27 protein-coding genes are annotated in these 24,957 nt (G+C 69.8%); 10 read left to right on the top strand and 17 right to left on the bottom strand.

Annotated elements, in window-relative coordinates; all coding sequences use genetic code 11:
* Positions 1 to 9 precede the first annotated feature (9 nt).
* The 3 genes from AC07XP_RS01320 to AC07XP_RS01310 form a co-directional block, all read right to left on the bottom strand.
* Positions 10 to 441 (bottom strand): VOC family protein, encoded by a 432-nt coding sequence (locus AC07XP_RS01320; protein ID WP_492696842.1) that lies wholly within the window; start codon positions 439 to 441, stop codon positions 10 to 12.
* A gap of 80 nt (positions 442 to 521) precedes the next feature.
* Entirely contained in the window at positions 522 to 1,994 is a 1,473-nt protein-coding gene (locus tag AC07XP_RS01315; RefSeq protein ID WP_495263560.1) for an ankyrin repeat domain-containing protein, read from the bottom strand.
* A gap of 68 nt (positions 1,995 to 2,062) precedes the next feature.
* Positions 2,063 to 2,572 (bottom strand): hypothetical protein, encoded by a 510-nt coding sequence (locus AC07XP_RS01310; RefSeq protein WP_495263559.1) that lies wholly within the window; start codon positions 2,570 to 2,572, stop codon positions 2,063 to 2,065.
* Positions 2,573 to 2,784: 212 nt separating this feature from the next.
* Between AC07XP_RS01310 and AC07XP_RS01305 the strand changes: the two genes are divergently transcribed.
* On the top strand, positions 2,785 to 3,171 hold the full coding sequence (locus tag AC07XP_RS01305) for a VOC family protein (protein WP_095745770.1): 387 nt from the start codon (positions 2,785 to 2,787) through the stop codon (positions 3,169 to 3,171).
* Positions 3,172 to 3,189: 18 nt separating this feature from the next.
* Here the strand turns inward: AC07XP_RS01305 and AC07XP_RS01300 are convergent, their stop codons facing one another.
* Positions 3,190 to 3,906 (bottom strand): winged helix-turn-helix transcriptional regulator, encoded by a 717-nt coding sequence (locus tag AC07XP_RS01300; RefSeq protein ID WP_095745771.1) that lies wholly within the window; start codon positions 3,904 to 3,906, stop codon positions 3,190 to 3,192.
* Between the two features lie 103 nt (positions 3,907 to 4,009).
* Between AC07XP_RS01300 and AC07XP_RS01295 the strand changes: the two genes are divergently transcribed.
* Entirely contained in the window at positions 4,010 to 5,431 is a 1,422-nt protein-coding gene (locus tag AC07XP_RS01295; RefSeq protein WP_495263558.1) for an FAD-binding oxidoreductase, read from the top strand.
* 64 nt (positions 5,432 to 5,495) lie between these two features.
* Here AC07XP_RS01295 and AC07XP_RS01290 read toward each other — a convergent pair whose 3' ends face one another.
* Positions 5,496 to 5,807 (bottom strand): hypothetical protein, encoded by a 312-nt coding sequence (locus AC07XP_RS01290; RefSeq protein ID WP_369646643.1) that lies wholly within the window; start codon positions 5,805 to 5,807, stop codon positions 5,496 to 5,498.
* Positions 5,808 to 5,928: 121 nt separating this feature from the next.
* Complete coding sequence (locus AC07XP_RS01285) at positions 5,929 to 6,822, bottom strand: LysR family transcriptional regulator (RefSeq protein WP_495263557.1); 894 nt, start codon at positions 6,820 to 6,822, stop codon at positions 5,929 to 5,931.
* An 88-nt stretch (positions 6,823 to 6,910) separates the two neighbouring features.
* Here AC07XP_RS01285 and AC07XP_RS01280 point away from each other — a divergent pair, with 88 nt between their 5' ends.
* The gene (locus AC07XP_RS01280) at positions 6,911 to 7,729 is read left to right on the top strand and encodes an NAD(P)H-dependent oxidoreductase (RefSeq protein ID WP_495263556.1); all 819 of its coding nucleotides are present in this window, start codon (positions 6,911 to 6,913) and stop codon (positions 7,727 to 7,729) included.
* Positions 7,730 to 7,824: 95 nt separating this feature from the next.
* Positions 7,825 to 8,214 (top strand): DUF427 domain-containing protein, encoded by a 390-nt coding sequence (locus AC07XP_RS01275; protein WP_062481469.1) that lies wholly within the window; start codon positions 7,825 to 7,827, stop codon positions 8,212 to 8,214.
* Positions 8,215 to 8,340: 126 nt separating this feature from the next.
* Here the strand turns inward: AC07XP_RS01275 and AC07XP_RS01270 are convergent, their stop codons facing one another.
* The 5 genes from AC07XP_RS01270 to AC07XP_RS01250 form a co-directional block, all read right to left on the bottom strand.
* Complete coding sequence (locus tag AC07XP_RS01270; protein WP_095947133.1) at positions 8,341 to 8,721, bottom strand: helicase SNF2; 381 nt, start codon at positions 8,719 to 8,721, stop codon at positions 8,341 to 8,343.
* 247 nt (positions 8,722 to 8,968) lie between these two features.
* The gene (locus AC07XP_RS01265) at positions 8,969 to 9,778 is read right to left on the bottom strand and encodes an APH(3'') family aminoglycoside O-phosphotransferase (RefSeq protein WP_495263555.1); all 810 of its coding nucleotides are present in this window, start codon (positions 9,776 to 9,778) and stop codon (positions 8,969 to 8,971) included.
* Positions 9,779 to 9,781: 3 nt separating this feature from the next.
* On the bottom strand, positions 9,782 to 10,117 hold the full coding sequence (locus AC07XP_RS01260) for an SMR family transporter (protein WP_095947131.1): 336 nt from the start codon (positions 10,115 to 10,117) through the stop codon (positions 9,782 to 9,784).
* A gap of 114 nt (positions 10,118 to 10,231) precedes the next feature.
* The gene (locus tag AC07XP_RS01255) at positions 10,232 to 10,765 is read right to left on the bottom strand and encodes a cupin domain-containing protein (RefSeq protein WP_369646638.1); all 534 of its coding nucleotides are present in this window, start codon (positions 10,763 to 10,765) and stop codon (positions 10,232 to 10,234) included.
* Positions 10,762 to 11,505, bottom strand: a complete 744-nt coding sequence (locus AC07XP_RS01250; protein WP_495263554.1) for an NAD-dependent epimerase/dehydratase family protein — start codon at positions 11,503 to 11,505, stop codon at positions 10,762 to 10,764. The genes AC07XP_RS01255 and AC07XP_RS01250 overlap by 4 nt, the downstream gene beginning before the upstream one ends.
* Before the next feature lie 96 nt (positions 11,506 to 11,601).
* Here AC07XP_RS01250 and pdxR point away from each other — a divergent pair, with 96 nt between their 5' ends.
* Complete coding sequence (pdxR, locus tag AC07XP_RS01245; protein WP_495263553.1) at positions 11,602 to 13,023, top strand: MocR-like pyridoxine biosynthesis transcription factor PdxR; 1,422 nt, start codon at positions 11,602 to 11,604, stop codon at positions 13,021 to 13,023.
* Between the two features lie 3 nt (positions 13,024 to 13,026).
* Here the strand turns inward: pdxR and AC07XP_RS01240 are convergent, their stop codons facing one another.
* A complete protein-coding gene (locus AC07XP_RS01240; protein WP_095947127.1) occupies positions 13,027 to 13,839 on the bottom strand; it encodes an ankyrin repeat domain-containing protein in 813 nt (270 codons plus the stop codon).
* 338 nt (positions 13,840 to 14,177) lie between these two features.
* Between AC07XP_RS01240 and AC07XP_RS01235 the strand changes: the two genes are divergently transcribed.
* The 5 genes from AC07XP_RS01235 to AC07XP_RS01215 are packed head-to-tail and all read left to right on the top strand — an operon-like array spanning position 14,178 to position 18,506.
* Positions 14,178 to 15,278 carry a GNAT family N-acetyltransferase gene (locus AC07XP_RS01235; RefSeq protein WP_495263552.1) on the top strand — a complete coding sequence of 367 codons (1,101 nt, stop codon included), beginning with the start codon at positions 14,178 to 14,180 and terminating at the stop codon, positions 15,276 to 15,278.
* Positions 15,275 to 16,126 carry a PA4780 family RIO1-like protein kinase gene (locus tag AC07XP_RS01230; RefSeq protein WP_495263551.1) on the top strand — a complete coding sequence of 284 codons (852 nt, stop codon included), beginning with the start codon at positions 15,275 to 15,277 and terminating at the stop codon, positions 16,124 to 16,126. Before AC07XP_RS01235 ends, AC07XP_RS01230 begins: the two co-directional genes overlap by 4 nt.
* Before the next feature lie 22 nt (positions 16,127 to 16,148).
* Positions 16,149 to 17,075, top strand: a complete 927-nt coding sequence (locus AC07XP_RS01225; protein WP_082818321.1) for an ABC transporter substrate-binding protein — start codon at positions 16,149 to 16,151, stop codon at positions 17,073 to 17,075.
* 13 nt (positions 17,076 to 17,088) lie between these two features.
* Entirely contained in the window at positions 17,089 to 17,955 is an 867-nt protein-coding gene (locus AC07XP_RS01220) for a GNAT family N-acetyltransferase (protein ID WP_495263550.1), read from the top strand.
* Positions 17,952 to 18,506 carry an SET domain-containing protein gene (locus AC07XP_RS01215; protein WP_495263549.1) on the top strand — a complete coding sequence of 185 codons (555 nt, stop codon included), beginning with the start codon at positions 17,952 to 17,954 and terminating at the stop codon, positions 18,504 to 18,506. The genes AC07XP_RS01220 and AC07XP_RS01215 overlap by 4 nt, the downstream gene beginning before the upstream one ends.
* Before the next feature lie 22 nt (positions 18,507 to 18,528).
* On the opposite strand, the gene AC07XP_RS01210 is transcribed toward AC07XP_RS01215, so the two are convergent.
* The 5 genes from AC07XP_RS01210 to cobN all read right to left on the bottom strand — a co-directional run bounded on the left by AC07XP_RS01210 (position 18,529) and on the right by cobN (position 24,957).
* Positions 18,529 to 18,825, bottom strand: a complete 297-nt coding sequence (locus AC07XP_RS01210) for a DUF1090 family protein (RefSeq protein WP_495263548.1) — start codon at positions 18,823 to 18,825, stop codon at positions 18,529 to 18,531.
* Between the two features lie 90 nt (positions 18,826 to 18,915).
* The gene (locus AC07XP_RS01205) at positions 18,916 to 19,323 is read right to left on the bottom strand and encodes a RidA family protein (protein WP_492684118.1); all 408 of its coding nucleotides are present in this window, start codon (positions 19,321 to 19,323) and stop codon (positions 18,916 to 18,918) included.
* Between the two features lie 128 nt (positions 19,324 to 19,451).
* Entirely contained in the window at positions 19,452 to 19,898 is a 447-nt protein-coding gene (locus AC07XP_RS01200) for a vWA domain-containing protein (RefSeq protein ID WP_495263547.1), read from the bottom strand.
* Between the two features lie 191 nt (positions 19,899 to 20,089).
* On the bottom strand, positions 20,090 to 21,148 hold the full coding sequence (locus tag AC07XP_RS01195; protein ID WP_495263546.1) for a magnesium chelatase ATPase subunit I: 1,059 nt from the start codon (positions 21,146 to 21,148) through the stop codon (positions 20,090 to 20,092).
* A complete protein-coding gene (gene cobN, locus AC07XP_RS01190; RefSeq protein ID WP_495263545.1) occupies positions 21,145 to 24,957 on the bottom strand; it encodes a cobaltochelatase subunit CobN in 3,813 nt (1,270 codons plus the stop codon). Before cobN ends, AC07XP_RS01195 begins: the two co-directional genes overlap by 4 nt.

Below are 24,957 nucleotides of genomic sequence, written 5' to 3'. Positions count from 1 at the left end.
CGGGAGCGATCAGAACCTGATCCGCACCGAAGCCGCACTGCGATCGGCCTCGCCATGAAACACGGCCTCGATGTTGTTGCCGTCCGGGTCCAGCACGAACGCCGCGTAGTACCCGGGGTGGTAGGCGCGTTCACCTGGCGGGCCGTTGTCCCGGCCTCCGTGCGCCAATGCGGCCTGGTAGAAGGCGTCCACCATGGCCCGGTCCTGCGCCTGGAATGCGATGTGGTGGCGCCCGGTCAGTTCGCCCTGCACTTCCTCGCTGCCAGGCGCGGAGACGAACAGCTCGTCGGCCCAGAAGTTGCGCGCGTCGGAGCCGCCCATCGGGATCTTCAGCGCCTCGAAGACGGCGCTGTAGAAGGCCTTGCTGGCCGCCAGATCGCGAACGACCAGTCCGATGTGGTCGATCAGGCGGCCGCGATGCAATTCCTTTTGTGTACTCATGAAGCGCTCCTGTCAGTGGAGATCGGAGTGGCGGAATCTACCAAAGCCAACCTCGGATATCGAGCGACAGGGTTTGCATCTCAGGGCCGACTCAGCTGCAGCAATTTCTTCCATGCGGTCAGCGACGCGCCATGCGATGGCGGGCGCGCCTGCAGCCATGCCTGCGCCGATGCATGCGGCGGGTAGTGGCTTCGCAGCGCCGGATCGGCACCTGCCGCCACCAGCAGCCGCGCGATCTCGAGGTGGTTGCGCGCCACCGCGCGCATCAGGGCGTTGTCCGTCCAGAACCCCGCTGGCGGCAAGGTGCTTTCAGTGCCGGGCGCGGGTGCGAACGGCAACCGGCCGACAGGTAGCGCGGCCAGCGGCAACGTCGATGCACCTGCCTGCGGTGCGAGCGAAGCGTTGTCGCAAGGAGGCGGCAGCACATGGACCAGGCGGGGCAGCCCCGACGAGGTCTGCGGCTGCGGCACCAGCTCGCTGCGCAGCGGCGCGGGGGTCTGGTGGTTCACGTCGACGCCCAGGGCCAGCAAGGCGCGCACAGCCTCCACATTGCCGGCATCGACCGCCGACGCCAACGGCGTCATGCGTCCGCAAGCGACCGTCTCGAAGGCGCGGTAGGCGGCCAACGCTTCTTGCGGCCTCTTCTGCAGGATCAGCAGATAGACGCGCGCCTCGGCCGGCGCCCCTGCTTCGAGGGACGGCCACTGCGGCGGGTCCATGGCCCGGTGCAGCAGGCGGGCTGCCTGCAGATGCCCCTGCGTCGCCGCTGCACGCACGGCGCGCTCGGTCGCCGGCAGGCCCTGCGCCAGCAGCAGGCGAACGATCCTCGCATCGCCACCGCTGGCCGCCGCATCGAGCACGTTGTGCCCATCGGCATCGGCGCCCCGCACCGCGTCCAGCGACATGACCGCCAGGAGCTGCCGGACGCTTGCCGGGCTGCCCTTCTCCGCCGCCACTGCCAGTGCCGACACGCCCTGCGCATCGCGCACATCCGGCCGCGCGCCGGCGGCCAGCAGCAGCCGCACGCGCGCCGGGTCGTGCGCATGTTCGATCAACGGCGGGCGCGAGCTCGCGGCGTTGGGGTCGGCGCCCGCTGCCAGCAGCGCCTGGATGACCCAGGTCGTGGGCGCGAAGAACAACGGAAGGCTGCCGTTGCGATCGGGCGTGTCGGGGTTCGCGCCCGCCTTCAGCAGCAGCGACAGGGTCTGGCGGAAGTCGATGGCGTGCGTGTCGCTGATGCCGCCGGAGCCCGCGAACTTGGCTGCGCGCAGCAGCGCCGTCTCGCCGTCGTTGGCGTTGCGGTAGTTCACATCGGCATGGCGACGCAGCAGCAACTTCACCATCTGCGCGTTGCCTTGCTGCGCGGCCTTCATCAGTGGCGAGTCGCCAATATTGAAACCGTAGCCCTGCACATCGTTGGCACCGAAGCCCTGTGCAAGAAATGCCTCGACCTCGCGCAAGCGACCGCGCTCCACGGCATCGAAGAACGGGATCTGCGCTTGCGCGGACGTCGTGCCCCGTGCGGGCTCGGCCTTCGCCGGATGTGCGGCCATGTGGAGCGCGAGACCTGCAGCGAAGGCCATGCACCAGTGAAGAAAGGGGCGTCGTGCGAACACAGCGATCAGGCCCCGGCGGCTTGCTGATCGATGCTCGCCACCAGGCCTTGCAGCCACAGGCGGTGATCGCTGAAAGTGTTCAGTCGCTCCTCGGCCTCTTCCCGCGCGGTCAGGTGCCGATCCAGGTACCGGAACCCGACCCGCCGTGCGGCCTCGTGCAGGACGCTCTCGGGCACATCGTTTTCGTACAGCGCGTCGAACCGGGTCACCCAGAAGCCTTGCTCGGTCAACGCGATCCGCTCGAACGCGCGAGGGTCTTCCACGCTGAACTCGACGAACTCCAGCCCATCCGGGTGCGCGCGCAGGCCCATGACCCGGCTGCTGCGATCCCACAGCGGAACCCATGGCGGCCCATCGGGTGCGCGGGCACCGTGGTACGCAAGGAACGGCGGCCCCAGGCAGACCGTGCGGAACACTTCGTGAAGACACTCGCCCACCGCCAACTGCACCAAGGGCGCGGACGCCCCGAGCTGCTGCAGCGTCGCCATCCGCAAAGTCTCTGCCACCACCGTCATCCTGGGCCCTCCCTGATCTGCTGTCGGCCGATGTTAGCCATGCCCGCCCCCCGGCCGAAGGCGACCTCATGAAAGGATCACGCATCACCAAACAGGTTACCCACCGCACTGGCATCGCACCCGCCTCAGGCGTAAGCTGACCACCACCCGGCCAGCCAAAGCCATGCCGCCAAGCGGCACCCGCTGCGCCGACCTGCTCGAAAGGACCCACCATGCTGTCCGATTCGTCTGTCACGACCATGCTTCCCGTGAAGGACATGGACCGCGCGCGTGCCTTCTACGAGGGCTGCCTGGGCCTGAAGGCCGGTGGCTTGCGGCCCGACGGCAAGTTCGTCTACACGGTGGGCGGCAGCACGCTCGCGCTGTTCCCCAAACCCGAGGGGACCAAGGCCGACCACACGGCGATCAGCTTCCAGGTGCCGGACATCGCCGCCAGCATCGACAAGCTGAAGCGCGCCGGCGTGGTGTTCGAGGACTACGACTTTCCCGACCTGAAGACGGTCGACCATGTCTGCGTACTCGGTTCGGAAAAGGCGGCCTGGTTCAAGGACACGGAAGGCAACTTCCTTTGCATCCACGAGGACCTTGCACCGGCGTAGCCGGCTCGCCGTGAGCAGCTACGGCGCCAGAGATTGGCCGTCCGGCAACTTCCGTCCCGCGGCGCGACGCGTCGAGGCGAACACGCTGGTGCCCAGCCACCGCCACAGGTCTTGCGCGTCGCACCTCGCCCCATCGACACGGATCTCGCGCGACTGAAGCGCCTGCGCAGGCGTGCGATCGCCCGTCCACACTTCGGTCAAGGCGCGCACGGAGGCATCGACCACGAGCGTCAGCTCGCGCCCCGGGTCGTCGCGGCACAGATCGGCCACGCCGTCCTCCACCACGAGCCACCACGTGCGCTCGCGCGTTCGTGCGTCGCGCAGCTGGAAGTGGATGATCACGGGCCGAGGCGGGAACTCCTGAATGCACGCGAACCGGCGCATGTCCCACATGAGCAGGCCCGCATCCAGTTCGTCGTCGCGCAGGCGGCTGCCGATCCACTGCGCACCCCAATGGCCCAGCGCCATGACGATGGGTCGAAGTTCCTCGCCGGCCTCCGTGAGGCTGTATTCCCACACCTTGCCGACGGTGTTGCGGCGCACGACACCGAATTCCTCGAGGCGGTGAAGCCGCTGTGCCAGCAGGCTGGTGGACATTCGCGGGACGCCGCGATGCAGGTCGTTGAAGCGCTTGCTGCCGCACAGCAACTCGCGCACGACCAGCGGCGTCCATCGCTCGCACAACACCTCGGCCCCCCTGGCGACGGTGCAGAACTGACCGTAGGTGTTTTCCATCGCCTCGTCTCCAGAGCGGCAACGCTTCAGATTCTGGACTTGTTCGCTCGCCTGGTCACGCGCAAGCTGCCCCCGACTTCCTCACTCTTTTCGGAGACGACTCATGACGATCCAACTCACACGCATGGACGGCGGGACCGTGGACCTTTCGCCGGAGATCCTGCAGTCGTTCAAGGCCACGTTCAAAGGCCAGGTGCTGACCGCGGAGGACCCGGCCTACGAGGAGTCGCGCAAGGTCTGGAACGCGATGATCGATCGCCGCCCGGGCCTGGTGGCGCGCTGCACCGGCACGGTCGATGTCGTGCAGGCCGTCCGGTTCGCACGCCAGCACGGGCTTCTGAGTTCCGTGCGCGGCGGCGGCCACAACATCGCCGGGCTTGCGGTCTGCGAGGGCGGCCTCATGATCGACATGTCGCTGCTCCGAGGTGTCTGGGTCGATCCAGCGCGTCGCACGGCGCGCGCGCAAGCGGGCTGCACGCTGGGCGACGTCGACCGCGAGACACAGCTGCACGGGCTCGCCGCCGTGCTCGGTTTTGTGTCTGCCACCGGGATCGCGGGCCTCACCGTCGGCGGCGGATTCGGCTACCTCACGCGTCGCCACGGCTGGACCTGCGACAACGTGGTCTCGATGGAGGTCGTGACGGCCGGCGGCGAGGTCCTGCGTGCGTCTGCGGACGAGAACGAGGACCTGTTCTGGGCGCTGCGTGGTGGCAGCGGCAACTTCGGCATCGTCACCTCCTTCGAGTACCGCCTCTTTCCCGTCGGCCCCGAAATCCTGGGCGGTGCGATCGCATGGAGCGGCGACGACGCCCGGCAGGTTCTCGACGCCTACCGTGCGTTCAGCGCAGAGGCCCCGCGCGAACTGACCAGCGTGGCGGTTCTGCGGATCGCGCCGCCGGCCCCCTGGCTCCCGAAGGAGGTGCACGGCAAGCCGATCGTGGCCATCTTCGTCTGCTACACCGGCAAGGTCGAAGAGGGAGAAGCATTGATCGCACCGCTGCGCAGGCTCGGTCAGCCGGTGGCCGACATCGTGACGCGCCGGCCCTACACGCAGATGCAGAGCCTGCTCGACGCCACGCAGCCCAAGGGACGGCGCTACTACTGGAAGTCGCACTACCTGCCAGGCATCGATCAGCGGACCATCGACCTCGCCGTGACGCATGCGGGCCGGATTCAGTCGCCCCATTCGGCCATCCTCCTGTTCCAGATACAGGGTGCACTGGGCGAGTTGCCTGCCGGGCATTCGCCGGCGGGCAATCGGGACGCGGCCTATGTGCTGAACATCGCGGGCTCCTGGGAGCAGCCGGGCGACGACCACATCCACATCCAGTGGGCGCGGGACTGCTTCGAAGCGACGCGCGCCTGCTCGACAGGCGGGGCCTACATCAACTTCCTGACGGAGGAAGAGGGCCAGGACCGCATCGAAGCCGCGTACGGCCGGGCCAACCTGGACAAACTCGCGGCGCTCAAGCGCAGGTACGACCCCGAGAACTTCTTCCGTCACACAAAGAGCGTCTCCGGCTGAACCGATCGTCGGCGACTTGTTGGCGGCCCTTCAAAGGTGCATTCAGCGCGGGCACCCGGTGACCCTAGTCCCACGCAGGAAGCTGCAGCAAGGCATCGGTGGGACGGTCCAGGATGTCGACGCCAGCGAAAGCGGTCCCGCCCGGCAAGAGCCGGGCGTCGCAAATGACTTCCCAGCCGTGGCTTTCAGTGCGCCGGGCGAGGCACACCTCCTCGCCGGCCGCAAGGAGCTTCACGCATTCGCCGACACTGACTCGCTGTGCCGTGCCAAGGGCGAATTCCGTCGAACCGAACTCCTTCTCCACGACCGGGTGAATGGCGACGAGGTCCACCTTTCCGTCCTTGAAGTGAACCGCGGTAATTGCGTGCTGGGCCATCTTCGACCTCCATTCGTGCAGAGAGAGCCCCGACAGGCCCACGCTTCGACTGTACGCCCGCAGCGGCAAGCTCTGCGTCGTCATGGCGAAAAGCCGATGCCGGCGAAGGGGGCGGCAGACGCTACAAGCTGCGGGCGATCTGCTCGCGCAGCCACCGATGTCCCGGGTCGCGATGCCGCCGCTCGTGCCACAGCATCGCCATCTCGTAGCCCGGCACCTCCAGCGGCGCCTCCACCACGCGCAGCCCCGGTGCGCCGCGCGCCAGGCGCTCGGGCAGCATGGCAACCATGTCGGTGCTGGCGAGCACGGACATCATGAAAAGAAAGTGCGGCACCGACAGCGCCACGCGCCTTATGAGGCCCTGCGCCGCCAGCGCCTCGTCGGTCGGCCCGGCAAAGCCGCCGCCGCTGAGCGACACCACCACATGCTCCAGCGCGCAGAACTGCGCGAGCGTGGGGCGGCGCTTCAGGCGCGGGTGCCCTGCCCGTCCGGCCAGCACGTAGCGCTCGTGGAACAGCACGCGCCGGTGCAGGCCGGGCGGCGCGCCCACGCTGGTGTGGAAGAACAGGTCGATCTCCGCCTGCTCGAGCTGGCGCGCCATGCGCGTCGGCACGGCCTCGACCACGGCCAGCCGCGTGCTCGGCGCGGCCGCGCGCAGGCCGGCCAGCGCGGGCAGCAGGATGGCCGACTCGGCGTAGTCGGCCGCGGCCACGCGCCAGGTGGTGGTCGCCCGGGCCGGGTCGAAGGGCTGGCTGGGCGCCACCGCGCGGCCCAGCGATGCGAGCGCTTCGCGCAGCGGCTCGCGCAGTTCGTCGGCACGCGCGGTGGGCCGCATGCCCCGCTGCGCGGGCACGAGCAGCGGGTCGTCGAAGAGCTCGCGCAGCTTGGCGAGCTGCACGCTCACCGAGGGCTGCGAAAGGTTCAGGCGCTCGGCCGCGCGGGTCACGTTGCGCTCGGCCAGCAGGGTGTCGAGCGTGACCAGCAGGTTGAGGTCGATGCGGCTGAAATTGTTCATGGCGATACCTGGCATTCAAACTATTCATTTCCAATATAGCGCGGCGATCCCTAACCTGAGGGCATCTTCACTCGAACCCTTTGACACCGTGAACATCCTGCTGGTCCTTGCCCACCCCGAAGCCGCCTCGCTGAACGGCTCGCTTCATCGCTTCATGATCGAACGCCTCACGAGCGCCGGCCATTCCGTGCGCGTGTCCGACCTGTACGCGATGCGCTGGAAGCCCGCGCTCGACACCGACGACTTTCCCGCGCGCGACACCGTCGCGCCCTTCGACCCCGTGCTCGACTCGCTGCGCGCCTTCGAAGGCGGCACGCAGACCGCCGACATCGCCGCCGAGCAGGAGAAGCTGCTGTGGGCCGACGCGGTGATCCTGCAATTCCCGCTGTGGTGGTACTCGATGCCCGCCATCCTCAAGGGCTGGATCGAGCGCATCTACGCCTACGGCTTTGCCTACGGCGTTGGCGAACATTCCGATACACACTGGGGCGACCGCTTCGGCGAAGGCACGCTGGCCGGCAAGCGCGCGATGCTGGTGGTGACGACCGGCGGCTGGGCCTCGCACTACGCCCCGCGCGGCATCAACGGGCCGATGGACGACCTGCTGTTCCCCATTCACCACGGCATCCTCTACTACCCCGGCTTCGACGTGCTGCCGCCCTTCGTGGTGCACCGCACGGGCAAGGTCGATGCCGCAGCCTATGCGCGCATCACCGGTGAGCTGGGCGAGCGGCTCGACACGCTGTGGACCACCGACCCGATCGCGTTCCGCCGGCAGAACGGCGGCGACTACGAAATTCCGGCGCTCACGCTGCGCGAACACATCGCGCCGGGCCGCTCGGGCTTCGGTGTGCACCGCAAAAACAGCGAATCTGAAACTTTGGTTTTCGAGCCCGGCCGCCTTTAACCACGCCGGGAACAGGTGGATTCGCGGGAGACTTCAAATCGTCGCGACAACGCAGCAAGATGCGCATCCGCCGATTCGTCCGAAGGAGCTTGTCCATGTTCGCTACGCCAGAACGCACCGTCAAGATTCCGGGCCCCGACCATGCGATCACCATCACGCCGAATCCGTTGCGCGTGGTGGTGTCGGTGGGAGGCCATGTCATTGCCAGCTCGCGCGAGGCGCTGACCTTGCGCGAATCGCATTTCGGCACGGTGCATTACCTTCCGCGCAAGGACGTGCGCATGTCGCTGCTGGAGCGCACCACGCATGCGACCTATTGCCCGTACAAGGGCGAGTGCGCCTACTACAGCATTCCAGCCGGCGGCGAGCGCTCGGTGAATGCCGTGTGGACCTACGAGTCACCCTATGAATCGGTCGCGCCGATCAAGGATTACGTGGCCTTCTATCCGGACCGCGTGGGCACGATCGAAGAACGCTGCTTCTGACAACCACCCCACTCCGTTCGTGAAAAAACCGGCCCTTGCTTTCGCAAGGCCGGTTTTTCTTTCCCTGGCCCGCCGACACCCGCCCCGTGGGGCCGAGTGCGCGTGCCTGCCTGTCAGACCGATCGATTACAGCGGCAGTGCCTCGCCGCGTGCGGCGGCACGGGCTTCGGCGCGCACGCTGGCACGGTCCAGGCCGCTGGCCAGCACCGGAGCCACGCGAGAGGTCACGGCTTCGCTGTAGGGGTTCTCGCTGCGGGCGGCCACCACGGCCTGGGCGCGGACGGCGTCGCGGCTCACGGTCGACACGAACACCTGGGCGGGGCCTGCTTCGGCCCCGGTGGCATAGGGGTCGGCGCTGTGCGCGGCCACGACGGCTTGTGCGGCGACGTCGGCGCGGCTGGCGGCCGAGGTCAGGCGATGCACGCCTTCGTAGGTTTCAGCGTGGGCGGCACCGGCGACGGCCATCAGGGCAACAGCAACGGCGGAGAGGATCTTCGAGGCGTTCATGGCGGTTTCCTTCTTCAATTCAGTTCAGTAGTACAAGTGTTTGCTTGGATGGTTTGAACCGGTCTTGGGTGGGTCACCGTCCCTCTTTTTTGAAGGGCGGCCAACTCGCTCGGGGCCTGTTCATCCGGATCGGTTTTGGGAGCCGGTCCGTGAGATGAATTGTGCGGCGGGATCTAGGTAAAAACCCGCAGCAAAAAGAACCACGGCGTTCCCGAAAAGGAAACAATGCGGCGCGCCGGCGCCGCCATCAGCCCCAGGTCAGCGGGTCGAGCCGAAGATAGAACTCGAGCCGGCCGCCGTCGGGCGCGTCGATGCCCAGCTGCGCGAACAGCAGGGCATGCGCGGCGCGCGCGTCGGCCGCATCGCGCCAGCTCTCGCGCGCATTGCCCAGCAGCAGCGACAGGTCGACATACCGGTCCGCCGTGCCGAGCCGCCCCACGTCGATGAGGCCCGTGCATTGCAGCGTCTGCGGATCGACAAGGAAGTTCGGCAGGCAGGCATCGCCGTGGCACACGACGCGGTCTTGCGCTTCCTGTGCCAGCCGGTGCGGCAGGTCGGCTTGCAACCGCGCCAGCAGCAGCGGCGGCGGCACGTCCTGCTGGTCGGGATCGAGGAACTCCGGGTTCACCGCACCGCGCGCGACGACATCGGCGGCGCGGTCGAACATGGCCGACAGCGGGCGCGCAAACGGGCACTCGCCCGCCGGAATCTCGTGCAGCGCGCGCAGGCGCCGCGCCATCGACGGCCAGGCGCGCAGCAGCTCCGTGGCCGAGAGGTCGCTGGCCGGCACGCCCAGCACCGCCGTCGTGACCAGGCAGGCGCCTTCGGGTGTCACGCGCCAGTCGAGCACGCGCGCGGAGCCGACGCCGTACGGCGCAAGCCATTCGGTGCGACGACGCTCTTCGTCGAGCTGCGCGGCGCCCGCACCGAGCGACACCTTCGCGAAGGCCGCGCCGTCGCTGCGACGGAACACCGCATCGCCCGACTCGCCCTCGCTGGCCGGGGTCCATGTCGTGCCGGCGGGCAACCGGGGCAGCAGCTGTTCGATCGTGCCCATGCCTCAGTGGCCCACCGACTTCGAGAACACGTTGACCACCACCACGCCCGCGATGATCAGCCCGAGCCCGACGATGGCCGGCGCATCGAGCGTCTGGCCGAACCAGAGCCAGCTCACGACCGAGATCAGCACGATGCCCACGCCCGACCAGATCGCATAGGCGATGCCGGTGGGCAACACGCGCAGCGCGAGCGAGAGAAAGTAGAACGACACCGCATAGCCCACCACCGTGGCCACGCTGGGCCAGAGCCTGGTGAAGCTGTCCGAGGCCTTGAGGAAGCTGGTCGCGAGCACTTCGACGACGATCGCGACAGCGAGGTATGCATAGGTCAGGGTCATCGCCGGACTCTAATCGCGCGCAGTCCGTGCGGCCTCGGTGGCCTTGCGCGATCCGGGGCCGAAGGCGCGTGCGTTTGACGCTCTCTCGAAGCTGTGCGCACAGCACCGGAAGCTTCAGGGCGGCAGCAACAACGGTCCGCAGTTGGTATCGGTGACGAACACCGCCATCAGCTTCGCGGGCTTCACCGGGTCGGGGTTCTCCGCGAACATGTGCAGCGTGTTCGGCGGCTCGAAGAAGGTCTCGCCGCTCTTGAAGGTGCCCACAGGGCCGCCGCCCAGCTGCGAGCGGATGGTGCCCTCGACAATGATCGCGGTCACCGAGCCCGGGTGCCGGTGCGCGGGCGAATAGGCCAGCGGCGGAAAGTCGACCAGCACCGTCGTCACCGATTTGCCGGGCACGTGCGGCAGCGCCTCGCACGACAGCACCTTGACCTGCGTCGCGGGCCGCGCGGTGGCCTCCGAGCCCGCAGGCACCGGCGCGGACGCGAACATCGGCCGCGCCACCGAGCTGCACACATCGGCGAACCACTGCACGGCCTCCTGCTGTCCGGTGCGCGGCATCAGCGCCCAGCCGGCGGCGAGCACCAGCGACAGCCCTGCGAGGCCCGCGCCGATCGACGGCGTGCGATGCCAGCGTGCGGCCTTCATGACGCGACCTCCTGTGACGACCGAAATGCCGCGTGCCACCCAAGCTCACGCTTTGCCTTCTCGCTGCTGACCTCGGCGCTGTGCTCCGCGATGTTGAAGATGCCGCCGCGTGCATGCCGCATCGCGAGCAGCGCCGCCCAGGCCGCGGCCTCGACATGCACCGGGCTCGATCCCTTCGGTGCCGCGTTCGAGGTGCCCGGCCCATGCAGTTGCCCATAGCGCAGCACCGTGCCCGTGAGGCCGACAGCACCCAGCACGCAGCGCTCCAGCGCCGCCACGCCGTCGATGCTGATGCGGCGACCACCTTCGGCCCCGAGGTCGAGCGGATCGTCCTCGGTGTGCGGCGTCGGCCCGGGTGCGTAGGCCCAGGCGATGCTCTGCGCAATCAGCTGCTTCGCACCGGCCGCCAGCGCCGCCGCCACGAGGTGCCGCGTGCCCTCGATGCGCACGCGTGCATTGCGCACCACCGCCTCGGCCATCAGCGCCGGGTCGAGGTCCCGGGGCAGATCGGTGAGCTGGTGGATGACGACCGTGGGCGCGATGCGCACCAGCGCGTCGCGCAAGGCCTGCGCGTCGAACACATCGACGACGACCGGCGTGGCGCCGCGTGCCTCCAGTTCTGCCGCACGCTCGGCGCGGCGGGTGCCGCCGTACACCGTGTGGCCGGCCTCGAGCAGCAGCGGGATCAGCGCCGAGCCCACGGCCCCGGTCGCGCCCGCCACGAATACCTTCTCGCCCATTGCGTGTCCTTCTTTCCTGCTGGCTGTTCGAAGCCGCGAGCTTAGGATCGCGATGCACCAGATGAAAGAACCAAGAATCGTCAAAATGACTGGGCCATGATCGAACCACCAGACAACGCCCTCCCCGGCATCGACCGCTCGACCGCGACCCCGCTGCATCGCCAGGTCTACGAGCGCTTTCGCACCGCGATCGAGCACGGCGTGCTTCGCCCCGGCGACCGCGTGGCCTCGGCGCGCAGCCTGGCCAGCGAGCTGGGCGTGGCGCGCGGCACGGTGGAAGCGGCCTACAGCCAGCTCGCGGGCGAAGGCTACTTCTCTGCGCAGGGACAGGCGGGCACGGTGGTGTCGCCGTCGCTGCCGATGCAGCGACCGGTGCGCGCCGGCTCGCGCCCCGTCGCGGATGCGCGTGCACTGACCGGCCCCACCGCCCCGCCGCCGCTGCAACTGGGCATCCCCGCGCTCGACGCCTTTCCGCGCAAGCTCTGGGCGCGGCTGACGGCCTGCCGTGCGCGCGCCATGGGTGCGGCCGACCTGTTCTACGGCGACCCCGCGGGCCATGCACCGCTGCGCGAGGCCATCGCGGCCTACCTGCGGGTGTCGCGTGGCGTGGCCTGCCAGCCGGCGCAGGTCTTCGTCACCGGCGGCTACCGCGCGTCGCTGGCGCTGGTGGCGCGCACGCTGCTCGCCCGGGACGACCGCGTGTGGATCGAAGACCCGGGGTACGCGCCCACGCGCGACGTGCTGCACAGCGCCGGCCACCGCGTGGTGCCCGTGCCGGTGGACGACGAAGGCCTGGTGGTCGCGCGCGGCGTGCGCCGCTCGCCGAAGGCGCGCATGGCGGTCGTCACGCCCTCGCACCAGGCGCCGCTGGGGGTGTCGATGTCGCTGGCGCGCCGACTGCAGCTGCTCGACTGGGCCTCGCGTGCGAAGGCCTGGATCGTCGAGGACGACTACGACGGCGAGTACCGCTACGCCGGCGCACCGCTGCCCGCGCTCAAGAGCCTCGACGGACACGACCGCGTGCTGTACGCGGGCAGCTTCTCCAAGGTGCTCTACCCGGGCCTCGCGCTGGGCTACCTGGTGGTGCCCGAATCGCTGCGTGAACGCTTCGAGGACGCGGCGCGCATCGCGTCCAACGGCTGCCCGCAGATCACGCAGGCCACGGTGGCCGACTTCATGCGCGACGGCCATTTCTCGCGCCACCTGAAGAAGATGCGCCTGCTCTACGCGCGCCGCCGCGCCCTGCTGGTCGAGGCCTTGCACAAGGCCTTCGGCGACGGCGTGCGCATCGATCTGCAGGCCGGCGGCATGCACCTGATCGCACGCTTCGAAGGGCACCGCGACAGCGACGTGGTGCTGGCCCGCCGCGCGCAGGCGGCCGGCCTGAACTGCCAGCCGCTGTCGGCCCGGGGCACCACGGCCGTTGAAAGCCAGGGGCTGCTGATGGGCTTCACCAACGTCGCCTCGCCCACCCACGCGCGACAGCTCGCGACCCGGCTGCGCGCGGCGCTGGGCTGAAGCTCAGGCGCGCAGATCGACTTCAGGCCGCATCGACGACGCGCCGTTCCAGCGCACCTCGAAGCCCGCGCCGCGGAACTGGCCGACCACCAGTTCGCCGACGCGCTGCATGTCCGCATCGCCGCCCTCGGGCGCGCCCCAGAACGCGAGCGAGAGCTGGCTGGTGCGCTTGGCGCGGTTCTGGTCCTGCCGCGTGTAGAAGCAGAAGCCGTGCACGCCGGCCTTCTTGCCGCCGCGTTCGCGGAACGCTTCGGAGCAATCGGAGAAGCCGTCGGACTGCGTGTCGCCCGCGTCCTGCAGCGCGACCAGGCCCGCCTGCGTCAGCGCGGCGAACACGTCGGCGATGCGTGCCTCGGCGGCGCGCCATTGCGCGGCGCTCATCTTCACCGGGTCGGGCTCGGGCGGCGGCGGTTCGGGCAGCGCGTGGCCGGTGATGCGCGAGAGCAACTCGGCAACCTCTTCCTCCATCGCGTTCTCCGTGATGTGGTTGCCGTGGCTGTCGCGCACGTCGGGGTTGGCGCCTGCGTCGATGAGCAGTTGCACCGGCTCTGTGGTCGGCGAGAACTCGGCCGCGAGGTACAGCGCGGTGCGGCCGCCGGTGCCGGTGTATTCGAGCGGACTGCCGGCGTCGAGCAGCAGTTGCAGCACGGCGAGGATCGGTTCGAGCTCGGCTTCGTTCGTACCCGCCGCGGCACATTGCAGCGCGGTGAAGCCCTGCTTGTTCACGGCGGCCATGTCGGCACCGGCCGCGATGCAGGCACGCACCGTGTCGACATCGGCTTCGCCCGCCGCGTCGAAGATCTTCTTCGGATTCATGGCATCTCCCTGTTGGTTTTTGGATTCTGCCGCAGGCGCCTTGCACTTCACAGACCGCGCGAACCTCGCTACATTCGACGCCTCGATCAACAAACCGGACTGGAGGTGCGCGATGGAAGACACTGCTATTCACTCTCCCTCCCACGTACGGTTCGTCGGGTCGCATCCGAACTGCTGCTGAAGCGCTCCCCGCGCACCCGGTGCCGCTGAAGGCACCACCAGCCAGCCCGTTCGACCCTCGCGGTGTCCTGCCGCGACACGCCGTCCGATTCAGACAACGCCACGCCGGCACACGAGTGCCGCGCGCGGTCCGTTCCCTTTTCGAATCAAGGCTCACCATGCTTGAAACCCGTGCCGCCGATGCGCGGCAGTTCACGACTTCTTCTTTCGATCCGCAGCGGGCGTCCGCTGACGAATGGGCGCAGGCGCTGGCCTACTGGCGCCAGCGCCACGACGAAGACTTTCCGGGCGAGCCACAGCCCGACGACGCCCACACCCAGCAGGACGTGCGCCAGCACACGCCGCTGCATGTGGTGCACCGCGCCTTCGCGCGGGACGCACAGGGGCGCATCGTCGGCAGCCTCAACATGGGCGTGCGCCGCGAAGGCTCGCCCGACTATGCGACCTTCGCGCCTTTCATCGACGTGTGGGGCGGCGTGCTGCGATCGCACCAACGCCAGGGCGTGGCCAGCACCTTGCTGCACCGGCTTCTGGCGCTGATGGAAACGCGCGCCCCCACCACCGCGACCTTCAAGGCCCACTTGCCGGAAGGCCGGGCGTTCCTCGCGGCCATCGGCGCGACCGAAAAGCACCGCAGCATCGAGAACCGCATGGCCTTCGCCGGCCTCGACTGGGCGGCGCTCGCACGCTGGCGCGCCGACGCCCTCGCGCCCACGCACGGGCTGCGCCTGGAGATCCACGCAGGCCGCGTGCCCTTCGATCGGCTGGCCACGCTGATGGCGCCGCTGTCCGCGCTGCTCGAAGACGCACCCACCAGCGCGCTGGAACGCGCGCCCCTGCGCTTCGAGCTGGAAGGCTTCCACGCCTGGTACGCCGAAATCGACCGGCGCGGTGGCGAGCACTTTCTCGTGCTGCTGCGCGATGCCAATGACGAGGTGGCCGCCGTGTGCGACGCCAGCTGGAACCAGCTGTACCCCGACCGCATGTTCCAGCGCCTCACAGGCGTGGCCCGCCATTGGCGCGGCAAGGGACTGGCCAAGGGCGTGAAGGCGATCATGTTGCAGCTCGTGCGCGAACGGCATCCCGAGGTGGTGATGGCCGTCACGCAGAACGCGGAAGTCAATGCGCCCATGCTCGCCATCAACCGCCAGCTGGGCTTTGCCGCGCACAGGCATGATGGCGCCTACCAGATCGGCACGGAAAGCCTGAGGGCCTTCCTCTCGACCCGCCCCCTGGCTGTGCCGGAGGCGCGCGCATGAAGACACCCCCCAGACTGCAATCCCTCGTCGACGAGGGCCTGATCGACAGCGTCGTGCGCCAGCTCATGAGCGGCAAGGAAGCCATGGTCTACGTCGTGCGCTGCGGCGACGAAACGCGCTGCGCCAAGATCTACAAGGAAGCCGACAAGCGCAGTTTTCGCCAGGCCGTCGACTACACCGAGAACCGGCGCGTGAAGAACACGCGCGAGGCGCGCGCCATGGCCAAGGGCACGCGCTTCGGCCGCAAGGTGACCGAGGCCATCTGGCAAAGCGCCGAGGTCGACGCGCTCTACCGCCTGGCCGCGGCCGGCGTGCGCGTGCCCACGCCGCACAACTTCCTCGAAGGCGTGCTGCTCATGGACCTGGTGACCGACGCCAACGGCGACGCCGCGCCGCGCCTGAACGACGTGGCCTTCTCGCCTGAAGACGCGCTGCAGCACCACGCCAGCCTGTTGAAAGAAGTGATGCGCATGCTCTGTGCGGGCATCGTGCACGGTGACCTGTCGGAGTTCAACGTGCTGCTGGCCGAGGACGGTCCGGTGATCATCGACCTGCCGCAAGCGGTCGATGCGGCGGGCAACAACCACGCCAAGCGCATGCTGCTGCGCGACGTGGAGAACCTGCGCAACTTCTTCGGGCAGTACGCGCCCGCGCTGCTGCAGACGCACTACGGCGACGAGATCTGGCAGCTCTACGAGCGCGGCCTGCTGCGGCCCGAGACCGAGCTCACGGGCACCTTCGTGCGCGAGACCGGCCCGGTCGATCTCAGCAACGTGCTGCGCGAAGTGGACGACGCGCGGGCGGAAGAAGCGGCGCGCCAGCTGCGGATGCAAGCGCCGCGACAATAGCGGGCTGACTCCGCCCGCCCCGATGACTTCCAACGCCCTGCCCCAGCGCCCACCCTTTTCGACCGCCTTCCGCCACATCGCCCGGGCTGCGGCCTTCGTGGCACTGGGAATCGGCCCGGCCGCACACGCGGGTGCCATCCGGCTGGAAGACGACCGTGGCCGGGTGCTCGAACTGCAGGCGCCCGCCAAACGCATCGTGTCGCTGATGCCCTCGCTCACCGAGACGGTCTGCGCGCTCGACGCCTGCGACCGGCTCGTGGGCATCGACCGCCACGCCAACTGGCCGGCGGCGGTGAAGGGCCTGCCGCAGGTGGGCGGCATGGACGACGCGAACATCGAGCGCATCGTCGCGCTCAAGCCCGACCTCGTGCTGCTGCGCCCGCGCAGCCGCGCCGCCGAGGCGCTGGAGCGCCTGGGCATCAAGGTGCTGGCGCTCGACGCCAAGACCCATGCCGACATGCGCCGCGTGATGGAAACCGTGGCCCGCGCCACCGGCAAGCCGGGCGCAGGCGAGGTTTTCTGGCGCAGCCTCGATGCCCGGCTGAACGCGGCGCGCGCCCGCGTGCCTCTGAACTGGCAGGGGCGGCGCGTGTACTTCGAGGTGCACGGCGGCGTGGCGGCGGCGAGCGAAAGCTCCTTCATCGGCGAGACCCTGGCGCGCCTGGGCCTGGCCAATGCGGTGCCGGGCTCGCTCGGCCCCTTCCCCAGGATGAACCCCGAGTTCGTGGTGCGCGCCAACCCCGACGTGCTGATGGTCTCGGCCCTCGGCGAAATCTCGGCCATGGCGGGGCGCCCCGGCTGGTCGGCCATGTCGGCCATCCAGCGTGGGCGCGTCTGCAGCTTTGCCTCGGCGCGCTTCGACCTGATGATGCGGCCCGGCCCCCGGCTCGACGAGGCGGCCGATGCCATCGTGAATTGCCTTGCGTCGCTGGATGCGCCGCGCAACTGATCTTCGGCACGCCATGAACTTCAACATCGTTCCCGCCGCGAACTTCGGCACCGACGAACTCACCGCCCTGTGGAACCGCTCGTACGAAGACTACTTCGTGCCGATCGCGTTCGACCGCGCGATGTTCGAGCGGCACGTGCGGCGCGCCGAAGCCGACCTTGCGCTCTCGCGCGTGATCATCGTCGACGGCAACGCCTGTGGCCTCTCGCTCGTCGGTCGGCGCGGTTCGCGTGCCTACCTCGCGGGCTTCGGCATCGCGAGCGCGCAACGCCGCCGGGGGCTGGCCAAGCAGCTCATCGACGCACAGCTGCGCGACCTGTCGGCGGCCGGCATCGCGCAGGTGCAGCTCGAAGTCATCGAACAGAACCCGGCGCGGCAGCTGTACCAGCAGGCGGGTTTCGTCGAAACCCGCACGCTCGAGGTGCTCGAAGGCAGCTTCGAACCTCGTGCCGATGCAGCTTCGACAGCGCCCGATACCGACGCACTCGCCGACCTGCACGCGGCCTGCACCGCTGTCTCGCGCCCCACCTGGCGCCGCGAGTGGCCGACCGTGCAAGGCGCGCTCGCGCACGATGGCGCCGCAGCCCTCGGCACGGCAACGGGCGGCTACGCCATCCTCCTGCCGCCGGCCTTGCCGCTGCACATGCTGCTGGACGCCGCCGCGCCCGACGAAGCCTCGGCCCACGCCTTGCTCGACGCGCTCGCGCAGACACGCCCCGGCGCGCGCTGGCGGCTGGTCGACGAGCCCGAGGGCAGCCCGCTGCACCGCGCCCTGACCGCACGCGGCGCCACCGTTGTCATACGCCAGATCGAGATGACCGCGACACTCCAGCCCCAGCCCACCTTTTCTTCCGATTCCTCGCGCCCCGTCCGTTCATGAAGTCCCCCAAGCGAACCTCGTCCACCCCCTTCATCCGCGTGGGCCCCAGCGGCGTGCATGGCCTGGGCGCCTTCGCCACGCGCGACCTGCCGGCCGAAGCCTTCCTCGGCCTGTACGAAGGCCGCCGCTACACCAAGCAGGAAGTCGCCTCCAAGCTCTGGGACGACCAGCTCACCTACCTGTTCACGCTGACGACCGGCGAGACCATTGACGGTGCCAAGGGCGGCAACGCCACGCGCCACCTGAACCATTCCTGCGAGCCGAACTGCGAGGCGGTCGAGGAGTACGACGAGGCGGGCGAGATGGTGCTGCGCTTCCAGACGATGGAGGCGGTGGAGGCCGGCGACGAGCTCTTCATCGACTACTCGCTCACGGCCGACGACGGCTCGCCGCCGTCGAAGTACCCCTGCCATTGCGGCTCGCCGGGCTGCCGCGGGACGATGCTGGCGCCGGTGGACGCGGTGGCGGAGAAAGACGGCCCGGCCACAGCGGTCGACGCGGCGCCGGCTGCGTCAGACCCGCGCAGGCAACTCAGCGACCTGCCCTGGTGAGGTAGCTGCGAGCCGCCAAGGCTCAGGGCGACTCGCTCTTCACGCTGCGCAGTTGCGCCTCCGCGCGTTCGAGCTCGGTGCGCAGCGTGCGGATCTCGCGTTCCAGTTTCTCGATGCGCGCTTCGCGGCTCATCGGCGCCAGCGCCTGGCAGCGCTGCTGCAGTGCGCTCAGGGTGTCGGCCAGCTCGCGCCGGCGCAGCATCTGGCCCCGGGAACGGGCCAGGGCCATGTCGCGCTCCAGCACGGCTTCCTGCGCCTTGCACTCTTCGGCATTCAACGGCTGCGCGGAAGGCTCGGTTTGGGCAAAGGCGGCGGGCATGGCCAGGGTCAACGCAAGGGCCAGGAGACGAGGTTTCGGACGCATGCCATACGGTACCCGAACTGCCTGGCGGAACAGGCCTTCAGCCCTTCAGGCTGCAGCTGTTCTGGCGATGCACTTGATCTCGATCAGCCAATCGGGGCTGCCGAGCCGCGCTACCTGCACCAGCGTCTGCGAGACCTGCGGCTCGCCGCCGAACATCTCGGCGCGCAAGGCGAAGAGCGCGTCGGCCTGGCCGAGGAAGCCGTCGATGTCGGTGACGAACAGGGTTTCGTCCACCACGTCGGCCATCGAGGCGCCGAAGGATGCGAGCACGCTGCGCACGTTGGCATAGGCCTGCCGCACCTGCGCCGCGATGTCGCCGGCGCCGAGGGTGCGGCCCTCGCCGTCCACGCTCACCTGGCCCGAGAGATAGATCGTGTCGCCGACCTGCACACCGTCGGCAATGATGTGCTTGAACGCGCCTTCGCGCACCACGCGGCGGGGAGTGACGGACATGGGCTTCCTTTCGTTGAGAGCGCGGCAGTATCGAAGGCGCCGCGTGTACAGGCAGGCCGTGCTGCGGATGTCCCTTCTCGCCTCAAGTCGATCCACGAGCGCCGAGGCGCGCCCCGCGATCCTGTGATTCAGGCGCTCAGGTAGCGCGCGTCCCACTGCGCCGCCAGCTGCCGCGCCCGGTGCAGCGGCGTGCGGGCGCGTTCGAAGTCCATCACGCAGGCGACGTCCGCCGCGGCGGGGCGCGCGGGGCTTTCGTTGCTGCGGCCGTCCGTCAGCAGCCAGAGCCAGCGTTGGCGAGTTTCGTGCTTCGCCAGCAACTGCTGCGCGCGCAGCACGCCGAGTGCCAGCGGCGTGCCGCCACCGGCCGCGATGGGCGCAACCCAGTCGTCGTTCCAGGCGCTCGCGCGGCGCGGCGGCAGGCGCAGCTCGAGCACGTCGCCGGCAAAGCACAGCAGCGCCACATGGTCGCGCCGCTGGTAGGCCTCCTGCATCAGCGCGAGCAGCTGGCCCTTGGCGCGCGCGAGCTGGCCGTCGTGGCGCATCGAAGCCGAGCAGTCGAGCAGGAAGCAATGCAACGCACCGCTGCGCGCCTCCTGCGGGCGGTGGCGCAGGTGCGCGGCCTGCAGGCGGTCCGCGCCGCGGGCGACGAGCGTGCGCGGCCAGTCGAAAGCCGTGCCGGGCGCGGCGGCGCCGTGCCAGGCGTCCCGTTGCGTGCCCTGCCTCCGGTCACCCTGGCGTGCGCCAGCGGGTGCGGCGTCCCGGAGGCTCAGGCTTTTTTTGGGGTGGCCTGCTGGGCGGAGATCAGCGGGCGCAGCGGCTTCACGCGCTCGATGCCGACGGGCTCGGGCGGCATCGCGCCCCAATCGCCATCGCCGGCATCGCGTGCAGGCGTGTCACCCGGGTTGCGATGAGGTGCGGGTGACGCCATCGGAGGCGCCACGGCCGCGTCGGCCGCCGGATGGCGCCGATGCAGCAGCACCGCCTCGGCCACGCGCTGCACATGGTCGTCGGTGATCGACGCCGCGCCCTCCCACGCCGCGAGCGCACGCGCCGAGCGCAGCATCACGAGGTCGGCGCGCAGGCCGTCCACGCCGGCCGCGATGCACAGCGCGCCGACGGCTTCGTGCACCGCATCGCCATACGGCAGGGCCGCAGCGTCCGCCACCAGCGCGCGCGCACGCACCAGCGCCGCCGCGAGCTCGGCCTCTTCCTTCGCATGCGCCGCGCGAAAGCCATGCGGATCGGCATCGAAGGCCAGCCGCGCACGCACGATGGCCTGGCGCTCGGCCGCGTCCTGCAGGTTGCGCAGCCGCACGCACAGGCCGAAGCGGTCGAGCAGCTGAGGGCGCAGCGTGCCCTCCTCCGGGTTCATGGTGCCCACGAGCACGAAGCGCGCGGCATGCCGGTGCGAGATGCCGTCGCGCTCCACCACGTTGACGCCGCTGGCCGCCGCGTCGAGCAGCGAGTCGATGAGCGCGTCGGGCAGCAGGTTGATCTCGTCGACGTACAGCACGCCGCCGTGCGCGCGCGCCAGCAGACCGGGCGCAAACTTCAGTTCGTGGCCGGCCAGCGCCTGCCCGAGGTCGAGCGTGCCCACGAGGCTTTCGAGGCTCGCGCCCAGCGGCAGCGTGACGAAGGGCGCGCCGGGCAGCAATTCGGCGAGCGCGCGCGCAGCCGTGGTCTTGGCGGTGCCGCGCGGGCCTTCGATGAGCACGCCGCCCAGCGCGGGATCGACCGCGGCCAGCAGCAGCGCCTGGCGCAGCTGCGGCTGGCCGGCGATCGCGGCAAAGGGAAACGGCACCGGCATCGGGGCGGCTGTGGTCATCGGGGGCTTCCTTCCATCTGCTGCTCGTGGTCGAGCAGCAGGTTTTCCAATTGGTTCTTGTAGTCGCCGGGCGACTGCCAGAGGCCGCGCTGCATGGCTTCGAGCAGGCGGTTGAGCATGTCCTGCAGCGCGCGCGGATTGTGCGCGTTCACGAAGTCGCGGGTGGCGTCGTCGAGCACGTAGGCGTCGGCCACCATCGCGTACTGGTGGTCGCCCACCACGCGCGCGGTGGCGTCGAAGCCGAAGAGGTAGTCGACCGTGGCGGCCATCTCGAACGCACCCTTGTAGCCGTGGCGCTTCACGCCGTCGATCCACTTGGGGTTGACCACGCGCGAACGGATCACGCGGCTGATTTCTTCCTTCAGCGTGCGCACACGCGGCGCCTGCGGGTTGCCGTGGTCGCCGTGGTACATCGCGGGCTGCTGCCCGCTCAGGTGGCGCACGGCGGCGGCCATGCCGCCCTGGAACTGGTAGTAGTCGTTGGAGTCGAGCAGGTCGTGCTCGCGGCTGTCCTGGTTCTGCAGCACGACGTTCATGGCGCGCAGCCGGCGCACCAGCGCATCGCCCGCCGGCACGCCGTCACTGCCTTGGCCGTAGGCGTGGGCGCTGCCGCCGACGTAGGCCTTCGACAGGTCGTCGTCGCTCTGCCAGTCACCGTGATCGAACAGCGGCTGCAGGCCCGAGCCGTAGCTGCCGGGCGCGGAGCCAAACACACGCCAGCCGGCCTGCGTGCGCGCCTCGCCGGGCGCCACGCCCTGTGTTTCGAGCGCCGCGGCCTCGCGCAGGATGCGCGCGCGGATCGGGTTGCGCTCGGCGTCTTCGTCTTCCTGCGCGGCCACGGCCTGCACGGCCGCGTCGAACATCTGCACGGCGTTGGGAAAGGCATCGCGGAAGAAGCCCGAGATGCGCAGCGTGACATCGATGCGTGGACGCCCAATGCCGACCGTGGGCAGCACTTCGAAATCGACCACGCGCTGGCTGCCTGGTGCCCACTTGGGCCGCACGCCGATGAGCGCGAAGGCCTGCGCCAGGTCGTCGCCGCCGGTGCGCATGGTGGCCGTGCCCCAGACCGACAGGCCCAGCGCCACCGGGTAGTCGCCGTGTTCCTGCAGGTGGCGTTCGACCAATTGCGCGGCGGACTTGAGCCCGAGCATCCAGGCCGTGGGCGTGGGGATGGCGCGCGTGTCGACCGCGTAGAAGTTGCGCCCGGTCGGCAGCACGTCGGGCCGGCCGCGCGAAGGCGAGCCGCTCGGACCCGGCGGCACGAAGCGGCCTTGCAGTGCGCGCGACAGCTGACGCAATTCTTCCCCGCCACATGCATCGAGCGCGGGTGCGAGACGGTGCGCGATGCGGCCCATCACGGCGGCGGTGTGCGGCAGTCCGGCCGGGCAGGCGTCCGCTTCGAGCAGTTGCTGCGCGAGCAGCTCCAGCCGCTCGCGCGTGTCGCCCTGGTGGCGCCAGGCCTCGTCGCTCACGGCCGCCAACAATGCGGGCCGCGCGCCCTGCCAGGGCTTCGCCGCGTCGATGTCGAGCGGGTCGAAGGCGTCGCCGGGCAACAGGTCGGCTGCCAACGCGCCGAGCAACCCTGCGTTCTCGCCCGCGCCGTCACCGGCCGGAAAGCGCGCGAGCGCGAGCAGCGTGTCGCGCCGCAGCCGATCGCGCGGCGAATCGCCGAACACATGCAGGCCGTCGCGGATCTGGGTCTCTTTCAGCTCGCACAGGTACGCGTCGACGCGCGCCAGCACGACATCGTCTTCCGCGCCCGGCATGCCCAGTTCTTCGACCAGATGCTGGGCGCGCACGGTCGCGAGGATCTGCGCGCGCAGCACCTTGGCGCGGCGCGCATCGACCAGCAGCGCGTCGTAGTACTCGTCGACCTGCCGCTCCAGGTCCTGCAGCGGGCCGTGGTTCTCGGCGCGCGTGAGCGGCGGCATCAGGTGGTCGACGATCACGGCCTGCGTGCGGCGCTTGGCCTGCGCGCCCTCGCCGGGGTCGTTGACGATGAAGGGGTACACGTTGGGTAGCGGCCCGAGGATGGCGTCGGGCCAGCAGGTGGCCGCGAGCGCCAGGCTCTTGCCCGGCAGCCACTCGAGGTTGCCGTGCTTGCCGACATGGACGACTGCGTCGATGGCGAACACATCGCGCAGCCAGAAATAGAACGCGAGGTAGCTGTGCGGCGGCACCAGCTCGGCGTCGTGGTAACTCGCGTAGTCGGCCAGGCCCAGCGGTCCCAGCGCACGCGCGGGCTGGATGCCCACGAACACGCGGCCCAGCCGCAGCCCGGCGATCATGAAACGGCCCTGGCGCAGCATCGGGTCGTGCTCGGGCGGGCCCCATTGCGCATCGATGGCGGCGGCCATGCCCTCGGGCAGCGCCGCGAGGCGGGCGCGGTAGTCGGCGAGCGCGTAGCTCTGCCACGCGGGCCGCGCGGCCCATTGCGCGGAATCGTTGGCGATGCCTTCCTGCAACGTGCGCATCAGCGCGTCGCCGTCCGCGGGCAGCGCATCGAGCGTGTAGCCCTCGGCCTGCATCGTGCGCAGGATGGCCATCACGGAGGCCGGCGTGTCCAGCCCCACGCCGCTGCCGATGCGGCCTTCGCTGCCGGGATAGTTCGCGAGGATGAGCGCCACGCGCTTCTCGTCCGCGCGCAGGCGGCGCAGGCTGCACCAGCGGCGCGCGAGTTCGGCCACGAAGGCGATGCGGTCGGGCTCGGGCCGGTAGCCGACCACCTCGGTCTGCGTGAGTTCGCAGCGGTGCGACAGGCCCTTGAAGCTCACGGCGCGCGTGACGATGCGCCCGTCCATCTCGGGCAGGGCAATCTGCATCGCGATGTCGCGTGGGCGCAGGCCCTGGCTGTCGGCCAGCCAGTCTTCGCGGTTGCCGCCGCTCACGATCACCTGCAGCACGGGGGCGTCGCCCGCGAGTGCCAGAGGCTCACCGCTTTCATCCGAAACGCCCTGCCCCAGCGCGGCGAAGGCGGTGGTGTTGAGCACCAGCTGCACGTCGTGCTCGGTGCACAGCGCGCGCAACGCGGACAGGCACAGCGGGTCTTTCAGCGAGTCGAGCGCCACGGGCAGCGGGTTCAGCCCTTGCGCATGCAGCGCGGCGGCCAGCGCATCGAAGGCCTCGGTGTTGCCCGACAGCAGGTGCGAGCGGTAGAACACCAGCGCGACCACGGGTGCATCTGCATGCCAGCCCGCACGCAGGTCGTCGATGCCCGCGACCGTGTGCGTCGCGTCCATGCCGCCCGGCACATGCAGCGCCACCTGCGGCAGGCTGCGCGGCGGCAACGGTGCCTCGCCGTGGCCCAGGCCGTGGAAGGCCACCGCGCGCAGGAACTGCGCCGCGTTGCCCGCGCCGCCCGAGCGCAGGTACTGCCACAGCTGACGGCTCACGCCGCGCGCCGCGGTGCCGCGCGCGAGCAGGTCTTCGTCTTCCTGCAGGTCGCCCGAGAACATCGCGAGCTGCTGGCCCTGGCGCTTGGCGAGCTTTTCGAGCTGCTGCAGCCCGTAGGCCCAGGCCGATTCGGCCCCCAGGTGATCGACCACCACCACGCGCGCATGCCGCAGCACCTCGTCGACGTACAGGTCGAGCGACGCAGGCTGGCGCAGGTGCATGAGGTTGGCCAGCCGCAACGAGGGGTAGCCGGGGTCGGTGACCGCCAGCGCCGTGCGCGCGGCGGCAAGCAGCGCGAGCGTGGTGTCGGCCGAGCTGAGCACCACGATGTCGCCGGGCGTCTGGTCGAGCCGGGTGACGACGCTCGGGTCGTCCTCGACGAAGCGGCCGGGCTGGGTGCTCAGCAGGTGCAT

Source organism: Variovorax sp. GW531-E2, from assembly GCF_059423125.1.
This window is presented reverse-complemented; position numbering and strand designations above follow the sequence as displayed.

What these genes read in the sequence shown, in the direction of transcription:
- AC07XP_RS01320 (WP_492696842.1), bottom strand. Translation starts at nt 441, where the DNA reads ATGAGTACACAAAAGGAATTGCATCGCGGCCGCCTGATCGACCACATC.
- AC07XP_RS01315 (WP_495263560.1), bottom strand. Translation starts at nt 1,994, where the DNA reads ATGGCCGCACATCCGGCGAAGGCCGAGCCCGCACGGGGCACGACGTCC.
- AC07XP_RS01310 (WP_495263559.1), bottom strand. Translation starts at nt 2,572, where the DNA reads ATGACGGTGGTGGCAGAGACTTTGCGGATGGCGACGCTGCAGCAGCTC.
- AC07XP_RS01305 (WP_095745770.1), top strand. Translation starts at nt 2,785, where the DNA reads ATGCTGTCCGATTCGTCTGTCACGACCATGCTTCCCGTGAAGGACATG.
- AC07XP_RS01300 (WP_095745771.1), bottom strand. Translation starts at nt 3,906, where the DNA reads ATGGAAAACACCTACGGTCAGTTCTGCACCGTCGCCAGGGGGGCCGAG.
- AC07XP_RS01295 (WP_495263558.1), top strand. Translation starts at nt 4,010, where the DNA reads ATGACGATCCAACTCACACGCATGGACGGCGGGACCGTGGACCTTTCG.
- AC07XP_RS01290 (WP_369646643.1), bottom strand. Translation starts at nt 5,807, where the DNA reads ATGGCCCAGCACGCAATTACCGCGGTTCACTTCAAGGACGGAAAGGTG.
- AC07XP_RS01285 (WP_495263557.1), bottom strand. Translation starts at nt 6,822, where the DNA reads ATGAACAATTTCAGCCGCATCGACCTCAACCTGCTGGTCACGCTCGAC.
- AC07XP_RS01275 (WP_062481469.1), top strand. Translation starts at nt 7,825, where the DNA reads ATGTTCGCTACGCCAGAACGCACCGTCAAGATTCCGGGCCCCGACCAT.
- AC07XP_RS01270 (WP_095947133.1), bottom strand. Translation starts at nt 8,721, where the DNA reads ATGAACGCCTCGAAGATCCTCTCCGCCGTTGCTGTTGCCCTGATGGCC.
- AC07XP_RS01265 (WP_495263555.1), bottom strand. Translation starts at nt 9,778, where the DNA reads ATGGGCACGATCGAACAGCTGCTGCCCCGGTTGCCCGCCGGCACGACA.
- AC07XP_RS01260 (WP_095947131.1), bottom strand. Translation starts at nt 10,117, where the DNA reads ATGACCCTGACCTATGCATACCTCGCTGTCGCGATCGTCGTCGAAGTG.
- AC07XP_RS01255 (WP_369646638.1), bottom strand. Translation starts at nt 10,765, where the DNA reads ATGAAGGCCGCACGCTGGCATCGCACGCCGTCGATCGGCGCGGGCCTC.
- AC07XP_RS01250 (WP_495263554.1), bottom strand. Translation starts at nt 11,505, where the DNA reads ATGGGCGAGAAGGTATTCGTGGCGGGCGCGACCGGGGCCGTGGGCTCG.
- pdxR (WP_495263553.1), top strand. Translation starts at nt 11,602, where the DNA reads ATGATCGAACCACCAGACAACGCCCTCCCCGGCATCGACCGCTCGACC.
- AC07XP_RS01240 (WP_095947127.1), bottom strand. Translation starts at nt 13,839, where the DNA reads ATGAATCCGAAGAAGATCTTCGACGCGGCGGGCGAAGCCGATGTCGAC.
- AC07XP_RS01235 (WP_495263552.1), top strand. Translation starts at nt 14,178, where the DNA reads ATGCTTGAAACCCGTGCCGCCGATGCGCGGCAGTTCACGACTTCTTCT.
- AC07XP_RS01230 (WP_495263551.1), top strand. Translation starts at nt 15,275, where the DNA reads ATGAAGACACCCCCCAGACTGCAATCCCTCGTCGACGAGGGCCTGATC.
- AC07XP_RS01225 (WP_082818321.1), top strand. Translation starts at nt 16,149, where the DNA reads ATGACTTCCAACGCCCTGCCCCAGCGCCCACCCTTTTCGACCGCCTTC.
- AC07XP_RS01220 (WP_495263550.1), top strand. Translation starts at nt 17,089, where the DNA reads ATGAACTTCAACATCGTTCCCGCCGCGAACTTCGGCACCGACGAACTC.
- AC07XP_RS01215 (WP_495263549.1), top strand. Translation starts at nt 17,952, where the DNA reads ATGAAGTCCCCCAAGCGAACCTCGTCCACCCCCTTCATCCGCGTGGGC.
- AC07XP_RS01210 (WP_495263548.1), bottom strand. Translation starts at nt 18,825, where the DNA reads ATGCCCGCCGCCTTTGCCCAAACCGAGCCTTCCGCGCAGCCGTTGAAT.
- AC07XP_RS01205 (WP_492684118.1), bottom strand. Translation starts at nt 19,323, where the DNA reads ATGTCCGTCACTCCCCGCCGCGTGGTGCGCGAAGGCGCGTTCAAGCAC.
- AC07XP_RS01195 (WP_495263546.1), bottom strand. Translation starts at nt 21,148, where the DNA reads ATGACCACAGCCGCCCCGATGCCGGTGCCGTTTCCCTTTGCCGCGATC.
- cobN (WP_495263545.1), bottom strand. Translation starts at nt 24,957, where the DNA reads ATGCACCTGCTGAGCACCCAGCCCGGCCGCTTCGTCGAGGACGACCCG.